A 15,234-nucleotide genomic window follows, 5' to 3' on the forward strand; every position below is an offset into this window, starting at 1 on the left:
GGAGCCGAGCACGCGGGGAAGGGTCGGCGCCGGATTCGCACCGGCTTCCCCCTGTACGGGCGTGATGAAGACCAGCTCACTCTACCGGGGTGCCCGGGAACCCCTCCGGGCGGAGTGCCGCCCCCGGCTGTGCGAAGGGCCTTCCCAGCAGGTCAGAGCCCATGCGAGACTCCGCCCCGGGGGCCACACGGGCGCGTGCCCGTGGGGGAGGAACGACCGGGGTGGGAAGCATCCAGTGCGCGGGAGCAGAAGAGGTACGGCCGCCGTCGTGGCCGGTTTGATGACGATGACGGCGGGCTGCGGCCTCATGGACGAGAGCGAGAGCACGCCGGCGGCGTCCCGGGAGCCCATCGTGCCGTTCACCAGGGACACGGTGGCCGGAGAGATAGAGGCCGTCGCCCGCAACGGAGGGCTCCCGGACGGGGACACCTCCACGGACGGACTGCCGAAGGGCGCTTGGCACACCTGTGTCGCGCCCTGGTGGGGCGAGGCGCCGGCGGCGGGTGCCGCCGACGCCTTCGACACGGCGGTGCGCAAGCTGCGGCAGCAGGACTGGGAGATCGTCTCCAGCCACGCCGAGCAGGACGTCACCTACCGCACCCTCGCCAAGCGGGGCTGGAAGCTCTACGCCCGCCACTACACGACCGAGACCGCGGGCCCCGAGCAGCTCGTGTCCCTCACCGCCGTCGAGGACGGCTGCGAGCTGCCCGAGGACATCAGGGGCGGTTACGAGGACCCGGCCTGACAGCCGGAGTCGGCGATCACGAAGTGGCCGGCCGGTGACTCCCGGAGCGTGTGGGTGACGAAGACGTTGTACAGCCCCATGTCCTGCTCCGAGCCGTTCGCGTAGGCATGGCCGCCCGTGGTGTGCGCCCGGCCGGCCGTGACATGCGCGTAGTTCGTCGCCGTGAAGCACTTCGCGGGGGCCGCACCGCCCGACGTCGTCGCGGTCACGGCGGCCGACGCCGCACCCACGGTGCCTGTGGAGCCGACGGCCGCCACCGTGTAGCGGTAGGCGGTGCCGGCGGTCAGCCCGGTTTCGGTGAAGGACGCCGACGCCGGCGTGGCCACCTTCGCGCCGTTCCGGTACACCGCGTACGAGGCGGCGCCCGTGACCGCGCTCCACGACAGCGACACGGTGCTGTCCGTGACCCCGGTGACCGTCAGGCCCGAGGGCGCGGGCAGCCCGTCCCCGCCGCCCGGAGCGCCCTGGTCCAGTCCCCAGAACACACCCGTGTGGTACGTCGAGCAGAGGGTGTTCAGGAAGTACGCGCCCGCCGAACCGCACTGGTCGGCGCCCGAGCCGGGACCCACCGGCAGGCCGTGCCCCATGCCCGCCACCGAGAACGTCTCCACGGCGGGCCGCCCCGACGCGTCGTCGTAGACGCTCCTGGTGGTGCTGCCCGGCAGGCTCTCGGTGCTGGACGGGGTCTGGCCGATGCCCCAGACGTCGGTCCACTGGTCGCGCAGCGCCGTCGCGTTGGCCGGGTAGACCGTGTAGTCCGACGTCCCCTGCCAGATCGCGACCCGGGGCCATGGGCCGGTCCAGCCCGGGTGGGAGGCACGGACCTTGTCGCCCCACTGCGCGGGCGTCAGCTTCTGCGGCCCCGTCTGGCAGCCCGACGCGGCGGCCTGGCTGGTGGCGCACTGGGCGGGCAGCCCGGAGGCCACGGACCCGCCCGCGAAGACGTCCGGATAGGCGGCCAGCAGATCGGCGGTCATCCCGCCGCCCGCGGAGAGCCCGGTGACGTACACCCGGCGGCCGTCGGAGCCGTACGTCTGCTTCGCGTATTCGACCATCTGTACGATCGACGCGGCCTCGCCCAGGCCCCGGGTGCTCTCGTTCCGGTCGAACCAGCCGAAGCAGGACAGCGCGTTGTTCGCCGACGTGGTCTGCGGGAAGACGACGTCGAAGCCCCACAGATCGGCGTACTTGGGCCAGCCCGAGTTGCTGTAGTACGCGTTGGCCGTCTGGGTGCAGCCGTGCAGCGCGACGACGAGCGGGGCACCCGCCGCCACGGTGTCGGGGGTGTAGGCGAACATCTGGAGATTGCCGGGGTTCGAGCCGAAGCCGGTGACCTGCACGAGCCCGGCCGCCGCCGGGGCCGCGGGGGCGGCGACGGCGGAGACCGGGTGGGCGGTCAGCAGGGCGAGCACACAGACGGCGGCGGAGGCGACGCGCCGGAACAGGCGTCGCGGGATCGGTGGGCGCACGGTGGGGCCTCCTCATCGGACGTGCGGGACGGACGTACGGATGCTGCCGGAACCTATGGGCGGGGGGCCGGGCCGCCCATGTGGCAGGCGGACACCCGCCGCGCACCGCTGTGTGCGGCGCTCCCCTTGCGCCCGCACCGGGCCCCGGGCCCGCGGGCGGCGGCCGACGGCTCGGGGCCGCACGCTGCGGGGACCGGCCCGTGGCGGGGGCCCGCACCATGTACGCCGGCACCATGCGGCTGCCCCAGGGTGTGTGCACCGACCCCGTGTGATGCGGACGGTGACGTCCTTACGGTGACGCCCATGCAGACTTCCCTGACCCCCGGGCACGCCCCCCTCGCCCCCTCCGCGCTCGCCGGACGCACCGCCCTGGTCACCGGTGCGGCCAGCGGCATCGGACTGGCCTGCGCCGAGGCGCTCGCCGCCGCCGGCGCCCATGTGCACGTGGTGGACAAGACCGGCGACGCCGCCAAGAGCCTGGCGGAACGGATCGGCGGAACGGCCTGGGTCGCCGACCTCTCCGTGGCCGAGGCGGTCGACTCGCTGCCCGCCGACGCGGACATCGTGGTCAACAACGCGGGGCTCCAGCACGTGGCGCCCGTGCACGAGTTCCCGCCGGACCGCTTCCAGCTGATCCACCGCGTCATGGTGGAAGCGCCGTTCCGCATCTTGCGCCGCACGCTCCCCGGCATGTACGAACGCGGCTGGGGCCGCGTGGTCAACATCTCGTCCGTGCACGGGCTGCGCGCCAGCCCCTACAAGTCGGCCTACGTCTCGGCCAAGCACGCACTGGAGGGGCTCAGCAAAGTGGTCGCACTCGAAGCGGCGCCGCACGGCGTGACGAGCAACTGCGTCAGCCCCGGCTATGTCCGTACGCCCCTGGTCGAGGACCAGATCGCGGACCAGGCCCGCAGCCACGGCATCTCCGAGCAGGAGGTGGTGGGCCGGGTGCTGCTGGAGCGCAGCGCGCTGAAGTCGCTGATCGAGCCCGGTGACGTGGCCGGTGCCGTCCTGTGGCTGTGCGGGCCCGGCACGGCGCACATCACCGGAAGCTCCCTCACGATGGACGGCGGCTGGACCGCCAACTGACCACCCGCCGCCCCTGGAAGAACGATGGCCGCCCATGTCTGAACCCCGCCCCTCCGCCGCGCCCCTCCTGGCCCGCCTCCTCGACCTGCTGGCCGACGACGCCCCGGCCGAGGAGCTGGGCGCCGTCACCTCCGAGGCCAGGGCCGCGGGCGTGCCCGCCGGCGAACTGGCCGAGGTGGAGCGGGCCGCCGCGACCGCGCTGCGGATCAGGGGCGCCCTGCGCCAGCACCGGCGCAGGGAACTCCAGCTGACCGCCCTCTTCGACACGGCGGGCGACCTGGCGGCCTCCAGGGACCTGGACGACGTGCTGAAGGCGATCGTGCGGCGGGCCAGGATGCTGCTGGGCACCGACACCGCCTATCTGACGCTCCCCGACGAGGAGGCCGGGGACACCTACATGCGGGTCACCGACGGATCGGTGTCCGTGCTCTTCCAGCGGCTCCGTCTCGAACTGGGCGAAGGGCTCGGCGGACTCGTCGCGCAGACCGCCAGCCCCTACGCGACCCCCGACTACCGCACCGACGAACGCTTCCACCACACCCGCAACATCAACGCCGGTGTGCTGGACGAGGGGCTCGTCGCGATCCTGGGCGTCCCCCTGCTGCTCGGCTCCAGCCGGGGCGGGGCCGGAAAGGTCATCGGCGTCCTCTTCGCCGCCGACCGCGCCGCGCGGGTCTTCAGCCCCGACGAGGTGGCCCTGCTCTGCTCCCTCGCCGCGCACGCCGCCATCGCGATCGACACCGCCCGCGCCCTGGACGACACCCGGACCGCCCTCGCGGGTCTCGCCGGCGCCAACGCCGAACTCGCCGAGGCCAACGCCGCCGTACGCGCGCACTCGGCCGCCATGCAGCGCGCCGAGGAGGCCCACGACCGGCTCACCGACCTGGTGCTGCGCGGCGGGGACGTGAAGGACGTCGCCGTGTCCGTCGCCGGGCTGCTCGACAGCCCCCTGACCATCCACGATCCCGGCGGGCGCCCGCTGGCCGCCGTACGGCCCGACGGCTCCGCCTTCGCCGCCGACAGCATGGACGCCGGGTGGCTCGTGGGGACCGCCGAGGAGTCCCGGCAGGGGGCGCGCGCGGTGCGCCGCGACGGGCGGTGGATCTGCGCCGTCCTCGCCGGTCAGGAGCTCCTCGCCAGTCTCGTCCTGCACCGGCCGGACCGGCTCGACGACTCCGACCGCAGGCTCTTCGAACGCGCCGCCGTCGTCACCGGACTGCTCCTGCTGCTGCGCCGCACGGTCGCCGAGACCGAGAACCGGATACGGGGCGAGCTGATCAGCGATCTCCTCGGCGACCCGGAACGCGACCCGGCGGGGCTCGCCGAGCGGGGCCGCAGACTCGGCATCGACCTGGACCGGCCGCATCTGCTGCTGGTGGCGGAGGCGGCGGCCCGCGAGAAGCTCGGCGGCGCCGCCCTGCGCTATCTGTTCGGCGGAGACATCCACGGGGTGAGCGCCGAACACGCCGGCACCGTCGTGCTGCTGATCGACTGCGGCGCCCCGGGCCCCGCCTCCTCGGCCGGGGACGCCGCCCGCGCCGCGGCGGCGCAGCTCGGCCACCTCGTCCAGGCGCCCGTGACCGTCGCCGGCACGGGCCCGGCGCGCGGCGCCCGCGAACTGGCCGCCGCCTACACGGAGGCCGCACGCTGTCTGCGCGCCATGCGGGTGCTGGGGCGCGAGGGCGAGGGGGCGTGCGTCGACGAACTGGGCTTCCTCGGCGTCGTCCTGGGCAACGCCAAGGACGTGGACGGTTTCGTGACGGCCGCCCTGGGACCGCTGCTCCGCTACGACGAGCGGCGCGGCACCCATCTCGTACGGACCCTGCGGGCGTACTTCGGCGCGGGCGGCAGCCTGATACGGGCCAAGGACGAGCTGCACGTCCATGTCAACACCGTCGTGCAGCGCCTCGACCGCATCCAGGTGCTGCTGGGCCGCGACTGGAACGAGCCCGACCGCGCCCTCGAACTCCAGCTCGCCCTGCGTCTGCACCTGCTGGCGGGCGGCCGGGAGGGCTGAGTCCTGCCGGCCGCCCGCGCCCTCAGCGTTCGTCCACGGCCTCCAGCATCGCGCGGACCACCTCACCGGCCCCCTTCTCGCCCGTCAGCACCGTGTAGTGGTTGACGTCGTCGACGCGGACCGCCCGGACCTTCGTGCCGGGCTGCCCCGCCGCCGCGAGCCGGGAATCGTCGTACAGCCCCTGCTCCTCGTTCATCAGCCCCCGCCGCGCCCACAACAGCGTGGCCGGTCCCGGGAGTTCGCGTACGGCCCCGATCACCTCCTCCTGGAAGAGGCCCACTCCGTCCGTGCGGACCGCCTCCAGCCGGCAGCCGGAGCGCAGCCGGGGTTCCTCGCCTGTCAGATCGCGCTGGATGTAGGCGTCCACCTCCGGGGACCAGGCATCGCCCCCGAACGCGGGATGGGCCTGCCAGAAGGAGCGGTAGGCGTCCCGGTCGGTGAAGGTCATCGAGAGCCGGTCCATCGCCGGGCCGATCACGGCGGTGATCAGCTCGTCGGCCGACAGATGCGTGGGAGCGGGGAAGCCGAACCCGCCGTCGACCAGCACCAGTGGGCCGAAGAGCCCCGGATGCCGTACGGCCGCGAGCGCGGCGACGAACGCGCCCATCGAGTGGCCCGCCAGCACCACCCGCTCCTGGCCGAGCGTCTCGGCGAGCGCGGCCGTGTCGTCGGCGTGGACCCCGATGCCGTACGGGCCGGGCAGCCCCGAACTCCCCGCCCGGCCGCGCAGATCCGGGGCGACCAGGGTGACCCGGCCGTCCAGCAGCCGGGCCACCGCGCCCCAGGAGAGCGCGTTGGCCGTGATGCCGTGCAGGGCGACGACCACCGGCGCGCCGGGCTCCCGGGCGGGCCAGCGCAGCGCCGCCAGCTCGCCTCCCGCGACCGGGACTCGTATCTCCTCGTACGGGTTCATCGCTTCTCCTCACGGGCGCGGCGCAGGCGGGACGGCAGCCGGGCCAGGCCGCCGGGCAGCAGGTGTACCACGGCCACGAACAGCACCCCGAGCAGGAACAGCGGCTGCGAGAGCGGCACGCGCAGCACCGCGGGCAGATCGGCCACCGCCCCCGATCCGGCGAGGTCGCCGAGCCGGTGGTCGGCCCAGGTGTAGAGGATGCCGCCGACCATCGGGCCCCAGCGGGTGCCCGATCCGCCGAGCACCACCATCACCAGCAGCGACAGGGTGAAGTCCGAGGTCGTCGTCTGGGGGGTCGAGCCGCCGGTGAGCAGCAGATGGACGAGGCCGCCGACCGCCGCCAGCGCACCGGCGAGGACGAAGGCCGTCAGCTTGAACCCGTACGGCTTCAGGCCGAGCACCTCGACCCGGCGCTCGTTCTCCTTGATGCCCTCCCAGACCCGGCCGGTGGGGGAGCGGACCGCCCAGTGGACGACGCCGAGGGTGAGGACCAGATAGGCGAGCGCGATCCAGTACAGGTTCGCGGTGTGGTCGATGCCCACGAGCCACGAGGGCAGCAGGTCCGCGGGGGCGGCCCGGCCCTCCTCGCCGCCGGTGAGACCGCCCGGGTTGCGGGAGACCAGGATCGAGCCGGCCTGCGCGAAGGCCAGCGTCACCATGGAGAAGCCGATGCCGGTGACGCGCAGGCTCACCGAGCCGAGCACCAGGGCGAGCGCGGTGCCGAAGCACAGCCCGAGGACCGCGGCCACGGCGAAGGGCAGGCCCGCCTCCAGCAGGAGTGTGTTGGTGGCGTAGCTGCCCGCCGCGAAGTACAGGGCGTGGCCGAAGGAGAGCAGTCCGGTGCGGCCCAGGAGCAGGTCGTAGCCGGTGGCCAGGGCGCCGAACAGCAGGCAGGTGGCCAGCAGTTGCAGGCTCCCCGGGCTCCCGACCGGGCCGTCGAGCAGCCCCGGGACCGGCAGCGCGCTGTACGGCGCGACGACCAGGAGCAGCAGGACGGCGGCGGGCCACCAGCGCAGCAGCCGGGGCCCGCTCCGTCCGGGCGGGGTGGTGACCGCGGTGGGTGCGGGTGTGGTGGCGGTGCTCACGCGAGCCTCCCGGTCAGTCCGCGCGGCCGGACGAGCAGCAGCGCGGCGAGCAGGACGACGACGGCCAGGTCGCCGAGGCCCGCTGCGGTGTAGTAGTTGGCGAACTGCTGGACGAGGCCGATCACGACGGCCGCCACCGCGGCGCCGGTCACCGACCCCATGCCTCCGGTGACCACGACGACGAACGCGAAGATCAGCAGCGAGGTGCCCTGCCGGGGGTCGACGGAGCCGAAGTACAGCCCGCCGAGCGCCCCGCCCAGCGCGGCGGCGCAGCCGCCGATCGCGAAGACCAGCGTGAACGCCGTACGGACGTCGATGCCCAGCGCCGTCACCATGGCCCGGTCCTCGACACCCGCCCGCACGACCAGGCCGTGCCGGGTCCTGCCGAGGAACACGCGCAGCGCGACGAGGACGACGACCGCGGCCGCGATCAGCACCAGCCGGTTGACCGGCACCTCCGCGCCCAGCAGCCCGAAGGTGCCGGACAGCGCCCCGGGGCCGGGGAAGGTCCGGGCGTCCGAGCCCCAGATGCCGGACAGCAGCGCGGGCACGGCCAGCCCCACCCCGACCGTGGCGAGCACCTGCTCGCGCGGCCGGGTGTACAGCGGGCGTACGACGGCCAGTTCCAGCACCACGGCGGCCAGCGTGCCCACCGCCGTACCGAACAGGACGGCCAGCGCGAAGCCCCAGCCGCCCGGCCCGGCGCCCGGCAGATGGCCGGAGGCCGCCCACCAGGTGGCGTACGCGCCGATGGAGAGCAGCGCCCCGTGGGCGAAGTTGAGCACGTCCATCAGGCCGAAGATCAGCGAGAGCCCCGACGCGACGAGGAAGTAGAGCGCCCCCAGACCGAGTCCGGTCATGGTGAGCAGCACGATGGTGGACATCAGGAATCCGCCTCCGCGGTGTGTGGGGCGAGCGGGCCCCGGCCCACGCCGAGCAGCCTGCGGGTGGCCTCGGCGTCGCCCAGCAGCCCGGCCGCGTCGCCCTGGTGGGCCGTCCGTCCGTCGGCGAGCACCACGCAGTGCTCGGCGAGCCGGCGCACGACGGCGAGATTCTGTTCGACGAGCAGGACGGGCACCGCCTCCGCGGCGCGCTCCAGCACCTGGGCCACCTCGGTGACCACCTTGGGGGCCAGGCCCTTGGTGGGCTCGTCGGCGATGATCAGCCGGTTGCCGTTGAGCAGGGTGCGCCCGATGGCCACCATCTGCTGCTGGCCGCCGGAGAGCGTCCCGGCCAACTGCCGCTCGCGGCGCTTGAGTTCGGGGAAGAGCTCATGGACCAGGCCGTAGGCGGGACCCTCCGCGCCACGGCGCTCGGCCAGGCGCAGGTTCTCCGCGACGGTGAGGCCCGCGAAGATCCCCCGGTCCTCGGGGGCGTACCCGATGCCCCGGCGGACCAGGGTGTGCGTGGGCAGGCCCACGGTCTCCTCGCCGTCGAGCAGCACGCTCCCGGCGCGCGGGACGAGGCCGAGCACGCCGCGCACGGTCGTGGTCTTCCCCGCGCCGTTGCGGCCGAGGAGCGCGGTCACGCCGTGGCGGGCCACGTCGAGGTCCACGCCGTGCAGGATGTGCCGCCCGCCGATCAGGACGCGCAGGTCCCGTACGACGAGCAGGGCGGGCGCGGTCACAGCCCCTCCCCGAGATAGGCCTGCTGGACGACGGGGTCGGCGGTCACCGCGCCCGGGGTGTCCAGGGCGAGGAGGCGGCCGTGGTGCATCACGGCCAGCCGGTCGGCGAGACCCAGCAGGACGTCCATGTGGTGCTCGACCATCAGCACGGTGCGGCCCTCGTCCCGGTGCAGGGAGCGGATCAGCTCGGTCAGGGCCGGGACCTCCTCGGCGCTCACCCCGGCCATCGGCTCGTCGAGCAGCATCAGCCGGGGCTCGCCCACCAGCAGCACCGCGAGCTCCAGCTTGCGCTTCTCGCCGTGCGAGAGCTCCGCGGCCGTCGCCCCGGCGCGATGGCCGAGCCCGGTGCGCTCCAGCACGCCGTCCACCTCGGCGGCGTACGGGGAAGCCCGCCGCCAGAGCCGGTGCGAGCCGCCGTGCCGCGCCTGGGCGGCCAGCCGGACGTGCTCGGCCACGGTCATCGCCGGCCAGAGGCTGGAGGTCTGGAACGTCCGGCCGATCCCGCGCCGCGCACGGGTGTGCACGGGCAGACCGGTCAGCTCCGCGCCGTCCAGCGCGAGGGTGCCCGAGGTGGGCCGGACGATCCCGCTGATCAGATTGAACAGGGAGGTCTTCCCCGCCCCGTTGGGGCCGATGAAGGCGAGGAACTCGCCCTCGCGGACATCGACGGTGACGTCCTCGACGATGGCCGCCCCGCCGACGCGCCACCCCAGTCGGTCCAGCCGGAGCACGGGGGTGCCGGTGAGCGCCCCCTCGCCCCGCGCCGTCGTGGTGCCGGATGCGGTCATGGGTCAGCCCGCCGAGGGCTTCTCGGGCGGTGCGACCGCGTCGCCGGGCTCCGTGCTCACCAGCTCGGGTTCGGCGGCGGCGCCCGCGCCGTTGAGCCTGGCCACGAACATCGGCTGCACCAGCGCGTGGTCCCCGGCGCGGACCTGCTGGGCGCCCTTCACCCCGTCGAAGCTCCAGCCCTCCAGGGCCTTCACCATGGCGGCGGTGTCGGTGGCACCGCCCTCCTCGACGGCCCGCACGATCATCTGCGCCGCGGTGAAGCCGTCGGTGCTGAACAGGTCGGGCGTGCCGCCCGCCTTCCCGACACCGGCGATCATGGCCTTCTCCACGGCGTTGCCGCCGCCCGCGCCGGGGAAGTAGTGCGCGAGGAAGGAGACCTTCGCACCCGCCGCCCCGAACACCGGGTACGAGGCCGTCCCCGCCAGCCCGGTGACGACCTTGCCGGCGCTCAGCACCCCCTGCTGGTCCAGCGCGGTCCACAGGGCGGGGGCGGTCGCGCCGGCCCAGGCGACGAAGACCAGATCGGGACCGCCCGCCTTGACCTGCCGGGCGAAGGGCGTCAGGTCCGTGGCGCTCGGCGGGGCCAGCACCGAGCCCACCTCCGCCCCCTCGGCGCCCAGGACCGCCTTGACGGCCGCCACGTTGGCCTGGCCGAAGGTGGAGTCCTGCGCGAGGACGGTGACCTTCTTGCCCTTCGGGTCGCCGAGCATGGTGCCCGCCGTGAGGATGTCCTGGTAGGACTGCCTGCCGGAGCGGAAGGTGTACGTGTTGATCCCGGTCACCGCGTCCGTGGCGGCCGGGCCGCTGACGTACAGCACCTTGTTCTGGGCGGCCAGCGGGGCCATCTGGAGGGCGACCCCGGAGTCGGTGGTGCCCGCCAGCACCTTGTAGCCCTTGCCGATCAGGTTCTTCGCGGCGGAGACCGCCTTGCCGGGGTCGCCCGCGTCGTCCTGCTCGGTGACCTCGATGGGGTGGCCGCCCGCCTCGTTGGTGCCCTTCGTGGCGTAGTCGAGGCCGGCCATGAACCCGTCGCGGTACTGCTTCCCGTACGCGGCGAGCAGCCCCGTGCGGGAGTAGACGAGGCCCACCTTCACCGCCTCGTCGCCGCCCTTGCCGGAGTCGGAGCCGCTGCCCGCCTGGCCGGCGGCGGTGCAGCCGGCCAGCAGGAGGGCGGCGGCGCCGAGCGCGGCCGAGGTCAGGGTTCTTCTTCGGGCGGTTCCTACGGCTCTGCGACGCATGGTGACCGGCTCCTCGGCGTGGTTCGGGTGATGTCGGCCGAACCGTACGAACACCGTGGCGCCGTCGATATGGTGCAGGAAGCCTCACCTGGACGGATGCCGGTGTGGGCGCCGCACATGGGCACGCCAGGGGGGTGCCGCCGCGAGGGGGGTCAGGCCTCGCCCGCGGAGGGGCGGATCAGCCTGCGGGGAGGCGGATCAGCCTGCGGGGAGGCGGATCACCTTGCGGGGAGGCGGATCACCTTGCGGGGAGGCGGATCAGCCCGCACACCGTCTCGATGTCCCGCTTCACCTGTGCGATCGACTCACGCCCCGACAGCCAGGTGACCAGCGCGGAGTGCCAGGTGTGCTCGATGACGCGGACCACGGACAGCTGCTCCCGGGTGGGCTCCTCCACCCCCATCGCCTCCAGGACGATCGTCGTGGTCAGCCGCGACACGGCGTCCACCTCGGCGCTCACCCCCCGGTCGGCGAAGGTCAGGGCCCGCACCATGGCGTCCGCCAGATGGGGATCGCGCTGGAGCGCCCGGAAGGCCCGCATCAGGGTCTCCGCGACCCGCTGGGCGGGGTCGTCCCCGGCGGGCGGGTTCCTGCGGAGCGTGACGTGCAGCCGCTGGAGCTGGTCGTGCATGACCGCGACCAGCAGATGGATCTTGGAGGGGAAGTAGCGGTACAGCGTGCCCAGGGCGACCCCGGCGGCTTCCGCCACCTCGCGCATCTGCACGGCCTCGAAGCCGCCCCGCCCGGCGAGCTGGACGCCGGCCTGGAGGATGCGGCGGCGGCGGGCCTCCTGGCGTTCCGTCAGGGGCTGCACCGCGGGCCTGGCTTCCGCTGTCATCTGTCCCCATTCGAAAAGGGAGAACCGGTTCCCTGCCCGGCCGGGCGCCCGGCTCGGGGCGCGCACAGCATGCCAGGGCGTCCGTCGTGGCGCGAATCACCTGATCCGGCCGTCACGTCGACGCTACCTGCCGGTAGATTCGGTCCGTGTTGAACGAACGAGTCTGAAACTTGTTCTAGATTAGCGCGACCGGTTACGCTCCGGCGAAAACGCAGTGAGAAGGGGGCCGAGTGTGACCGCTGAGGCCATAGAGACGGGCCCCTTCGCGGGCGGCAGTGCGTCGGGCACCGACGGTGACCGGCCGTTGCGCATCGCACTCCTGACCTACAAGGGCAACCCCTTCTGCGGCGGCCAGGGCGTCTACGTCCGCCACCTGGGCCGCGAGCTGGCCCGGCTGGGCCACAGCGTCGAGGTCATCGGAGCCCAGCCCTACCCGGTGCTCGACGAGGGCGTCCCGCTCACCGAACTGCCGAGCCTGGACCTCTACCGCCAGCCCGACCCGTTCCGCACTCCGAAGCGCGGCGAGTACCGCGACTGGATCGACCTCGCCGAGGTCGCCACCATGTGGACCGGCGGCTTCCCCGAACCCTTCACCTTCAGCATGCGGGCCCGGCGCCATCTCCTCGCCAGGCGCGGTGACTTCGACGTCGTGCACGACAACCAGACGCTCGGCTACGGCCTGCTCGGGGACCTCGGCGCTCCCCTCGTCACCACGATCCACCACCCGATCACCGTGGACCGCCAACTCGACCTGGACGCCGCAGAGTCGAGGCGCCGCCGGCTCTCCGTGCGCCGCTGGTACGGCTTCACCCGCATGCAGCGGCGCGTGGCCCGCCGGCTGCCGTCCGTCCTCACCGTCTCCGGCTCCTCCCAGCAGGAGATCACCGAGCACCTCGGGGTGCGCCGCGACCGTATCCAGGTCGTGCACATCGGAGCCGACACCGACCTCTGGTCGCCGGACCCCTCGGTCGCCGAGGTGCCCGGCCGGATTGTCACCACCTCCAGCGCGGACGTCCCGCTCAAGGGCCTCGTCCACCTGGTGGAGGCACTCGCCAAGCTCCGCACCGAGAACCCCGCCGCCCATCTCGTGGTCGTCGGCAAGCGGGCCGAGCGCGGCCCCGTCGCCCAGGCCATCGAGCGGTACGGACTCCAGGACGCCGTCGAGTTCGTCAAGGGCATCAGCGACGCCGAGCTCGTCGACCTGGTCCGCAGCGCCCAGGTCTCCTGCGTCCCCTCGCTGTACGAGGGCTTCTCGCTCCCCGCCGCCGAGGCCATGGCCACCGGGACACCGCTGGTGGCCACCACCGGCGGCGCGATCCCCGAGGTCGCGGGGCCCGACGGCGAGACCTGCCTCGCCGTGCCGCCCGGCGACGCGGGCGCCCTGGCCGCCGCCCTCGGCCGGCTCCTCGGCGACCCCGCACTCCGCGCCCGCCTCGGCGAGGCCGGCCGCGCCCGGGTCCTGGCGAACTTCACCTGGGCCAGGGCGGCCCTCGGTACCGTCGAGCTCTACCGCCGGTCGATCGCCGCCCGGGCAGCCCGCAGGTGACCGCCCCCATGGCCACCGGAACCCGTACCTCCGACCTCGAAGGCAGGCCCCCGTGCTGACCGTCGACTTCACCCGCTTCCCGCTCGCCGCAGGCGACCGAGTGCTCGATCTGGGCTGCGGCGCCGGCCGGCACGCCTTCGAGTGCTACCGGCGCGGTGCCCAGGTGGTGGCCCTCGACCAGAACGGCGAGGAGATCCGCGAGGTCGCCAAGTGGTTCGCCGCGATGAAGGAGGCCGGCGAGGCGCCCGCGGGCGCGACCGCCACCGCGATGGAGGGCGACGCGCTCAACCTGCCCTTCCCCGACGCCTCCTTCGACGTCGTGATCATCTCCGAGGTCATGGAGCACATCCCGGACGACAAGGGCGTGCTCGCCGAGATGGTCCGCGTGCTGAAGCCCGGCGGCCGGATCGCGATCACCGTGCCCCGCTACGGCCCCGAGAAGGTCTGCTGGACGCTCTCCGACGCGTACCACGAGGTCGAGGGCGGCCACATCCGCATCTACAAGGCCGACGAGCTCCTCGGCAAGATCCGCGAGGCCGGGCTCAAGCCCTACGGCACCCACCACGCCCACGCGCTGCACAGCCCCTACTGGTGGCTGAAGTGCGCTTTCGGGGTGGACAACGACAAGGCGCTCCCGGTGCGCGCCTACCACAAGCTGCTGGTCTGGGACATCATGAAGAAGCCCCTGGCCACCCGGGTCGCCGAGCAGCTGCTCAACCCGGTCGTCGGCAAGAGCTTCGTGGCCTACGCGACCAAGCCGCACCTGCCCAAGGCCGAGGCGTGAGCACGCCCGAGCGGACCGAACACCTCGTCCTGCCGGGCGTCCTCACCGCCGAGCAGGCCGCGGAGACCGTGGCCGCGCTCCTCGCCGTGCAGTGCGAGGACGGGGCGCTGCCCTGGTTCCGGGGCCACCACCTCGACCCGTGGGACCACACCGAGGCCGCGATGGCGCTGGACGCGGCCGGGGAGCACGAGGCCGCCGCCCGTGCCTACGCCTGGCTGGCCCGCCACCAGAACGAGGACGGCTCCTGGTACGCCGCCTACCACGACGGCGACCCGGACCGGCCCACCGACCTGGGGCGCGAGACCAACTTCTGCGCCTACGTCGCCGTCGGAGTCTGGCACCACTACCTCGCCACGGGCGACGACGCCTTCGTCGACCGGATGTGGCCCACGGTCTACGCCGCGATCGAGTTCGTGCTGCGGCTCCAGCAGCCCGGCGGCCAGATCGGCTGGAAGCGCGAACCCGACGGCACTCCCGTCACCGACGCCCTGCTGACCGGCTCCTCCTCGATCCACCAGGCGCTGCGCTGCGCGCTCGCCCTGGCGGAACAGCGCGAGGAACCGCAGCCCGACTGGGAGTTGGCGGCCGGTGCGCTCGGCCACGCGATCCGCAGCCACCCCGAACGCTTCCTGGACAAGAGCCGCTACTCGATGGACTGGTACTACCCGGTCCTCGGCGGCGCGGTCACCGGCGCCGAAGCGACCCGCCGGATCGAGGAGGGCTGGGACAGCTTCGTGGTCCCCGGCCTCGGCGTGCGCTGCGTGCTCCCCAACCCCTGGGTCACGGGCGGCGAGAGCTGCGAACTGGCCCTCGCGCTCTGGGTGACGGGGGAGTCGGACCGGGCCCTGGAGATCCTGCAGTCCGTCCAGCACCTGCGCGCCGAGGGCGGCCTGTACTGGACGGGGTACGTCTTCGAGGGCGAGAGGGCCATATGGCCCGAGGAGCTCACCACCTGGACGGCGGGTTCCCTGCTGCTCGCGGTGGCCGCGCTCGGGGGGGACGAGGCGACCACCGCGGTCTTCGGCGGCGAACGGCTGCCGGTGGGACTGGAGCCGGACTGCTGCCGCCAGGAGACGGCCGGCTAGTGCGGGCAG

Annotated in this window: 14 protein-coding genes; 6 read left to right on the forward strand and 8 right to left on the reverse strand. The window is 73.7% G+C overall.

Features of this window, described 5'->3' with window-relative positions; genetic code table 11:
• Nucleotides 1–268: 268 nt before the first annotated feature.
• Nucleotides 269–745 (forward strand): hypothetical protein, encoded by a 477-nt coding sequence (locus ACWCQM_RS13240; RefSeq protein WP_450915395.1) that lies wholly within the window; start codon nt 269–271, stop codon nt 743–745.
• On the opposite strand, the gene ACWCQM_RS13245 is transcribed toward ACWCQM_RS13240, so the two are convergent.
• A complete protein-coding gene (locus ACWCQM_RS13245) occupies nt 727–2,214 on the reverse strand; it encodes an extracellular catalytic domain type 1 short-chain-length polyhydroxyalkanoate depolymerase (protein ID WP_450915396.1) in 1,488 nt (495 codons plus the stop codon). The two genes, ACWCQM_RS13240 and ACWCQM_RS13245, sit on opposite strands and share 19 nt — an antisense overlap.
• Before the next feature lie 303 nt (nt 2,215–2,517).
• Here ACWCQM_RS13245 and ACWCQM_RS13250 point away from each other — a divergent pair, with 303 nt between their 5' ends.
• On the forward strand, nt 2,518–3,303 hold the full coding sequence (locus tag ACWCQM_RS13250) for a 3-hydroxybutyrate dehydrogenase (RefSeq protein ID WP_450915397.1): 786 nt from the start codon (nt 2,518–2,520) through the stop codon (nt 3,301–3,303).
• A 34-nt stretch (nt 3,304–3,337) separates the two neighbouring features.
• Nucleotides 3,338–5,320: a helix-turn-helix domain-containing protein gene (locus ACWCQM_RS13255; protein ID WP_450915398.1), complete on the forward strand. Its 1,983-nt coding sequence runs from the start codon at nt 3,338–3,340 to the stop codon at nt 5,318–5,320.
• A gap of 22 nt (nt 5,321–5,342) precedes the next feature.
• Here the strand turns inward: ACWCQM_RS13255 and ACWCQM_RS13260 are convergent, their stop codons facing one another.
• From ACWCQM_RS13260 to ACWCQM_RS13290, 7 genes are all read right to left on the reverse strand, one after another.
• Entirely contained in the window at nt 5,343–6,233 is an 891-nt protein-coding gene (locus tag ACWCQM_RS13260; protein ID WP_450915399.1) for an alpha/beta fold hydrolase, read from the reverse strand.
• Nucleotides 6,230–7,318, reverse strand: a complete 1,089-nt coding sequence (locus ACWCQM_RS13265; protein WP_450915400.1) for a branched-chain amino acid ABC transporter permease — start codon at nt 7,316–7,318, stop codon at nt 6,230–6,232. Before ACWCQM_RS13265 ends, ACWCQM_RS13260 begins: the two co-directional genes overlap by 4 nt.
• Complete coding sequence (locus ACWCQM_RS13270; protein WP_450915401.1) at nt 7,315–8,202, reverse strand: branched-chain amino acid ABC transporter permease; 888 nt, start codon at nt 8,200–8,202, stop codon at nt 7,315–7,317. The genes ACWCQM_RS13265 and ACWCQM_RS13270 overlap by 4 nt, the downstream gene beginning before the upstream one ends.
• Complete coding sequence (locus ACWCQM_RS13275; RefSeq protein ID WP_450915402.1) at nt 8,202–8,945, reverse strand: ABC transporter ATP-binding protein; 744 nt, start codon at nt 8,943–8,945, stop codon at nt 8,202–8,204. The genes ACWCQM_RS13270 and ACWCQM_RS13275 overlap by 1 nt, the downstream gene beginning before the upstream one ends.
• Nucleotides 8,942–9,733 (reverse strand): ABC transporter ATP-binding protein, encoded by a 792-nt coding sequence (locus ACWCQM_RS13280; protein WP_450915403.1) that lies wholly within the window; start codon nt 9,731–9,733, stop codon nt 8,942–8,944. Before ACWCQM_RS13280 ends, ACWCQM_RS13275 begins: the two co-directional genes overlap by 4 nt.
• A 3-nt stretch (nt 9,734–9,736) precedes the next feature.
• On the reverse strand, nt 9,737–10,972 hold the full coding sequence (locus ACWCQM_RS13285; protein WP_450915404.1) for a substrate-binding domain-containing protein: 1,236 nt from the start codon (nt 10,970–10,972) through the stop codon (nt 9,737–9,739).
• A gap of 238 nt (nt 10,973–11,210) precedes the next feature.
• A complete protein-coding gene (locus ACWCQM_RS13290) occupies nt 11,211–11,810 on the reverse strand; it encodes a TetR family transcriptional regulator (RefSeq protein WP_450915405.1) in 600 nt (199 codons plus the stop codon).
• 232 nt (nt 11,811–12,042) lie between these two features.
• Here ACWCQM_RS13290 and ACWCQM_RS13295 point away from each other — a divergent pair, with 232 nt between their 5' ends.
• Genes ACWCQM_RS13295 through ACWCQM_RS13305 form a run of 3 tightly spaced genes read left to right on the forward strand, consistent with a single transcriptional unit; the run spans nt 12,043 to nt 15,225 of the window.
• Nucleotides 12,043–13,356 (forward strand): glycosyltransferase family 4 protein, encoded by a 1,314-nt coding sequence (locus ACWCQM_RS13295; protein ID WP_450915406.1) that lies wholly within the window; start codon nt 12,043–12,045, stop codon nt 13,354–13,356.
• Nucleotides 13,357–13,408: 52 nt separating this feature from the next.
• Nucleotides 13,409–14,140: a class I SAM-dependent methyltransferase gene (locus ACWCQM_RS13300; protein WP_450915407.1), complete on the forward strand. Its 732-nt coding sequence runs from the start codon at nt 13,409–13,411 to the stop codon at nt 14,138–14,140.
• The gene (locus ACWCQM_RS13305) at nt 14,137–15,225 is read left to right on the forward strand and encodes a prenyltransferase (protein WP_450915408.1); all 1,089 of its coding nucleotides are present in this window, start codon (nt 14,137–14,139) and stop codon (nt 15,223–15,225) included. Before ACWCQM_RS13300 ends, ACWCQM_RS13305 begins: the two co-directional genes overlap by 4 nt.
• Nucleotides 15,226–15,234 lie beyond the last annotated feature (9 nt).

The organism is Streptomyces sp. NPDC002125 (genome assembly GCF_053593715.1).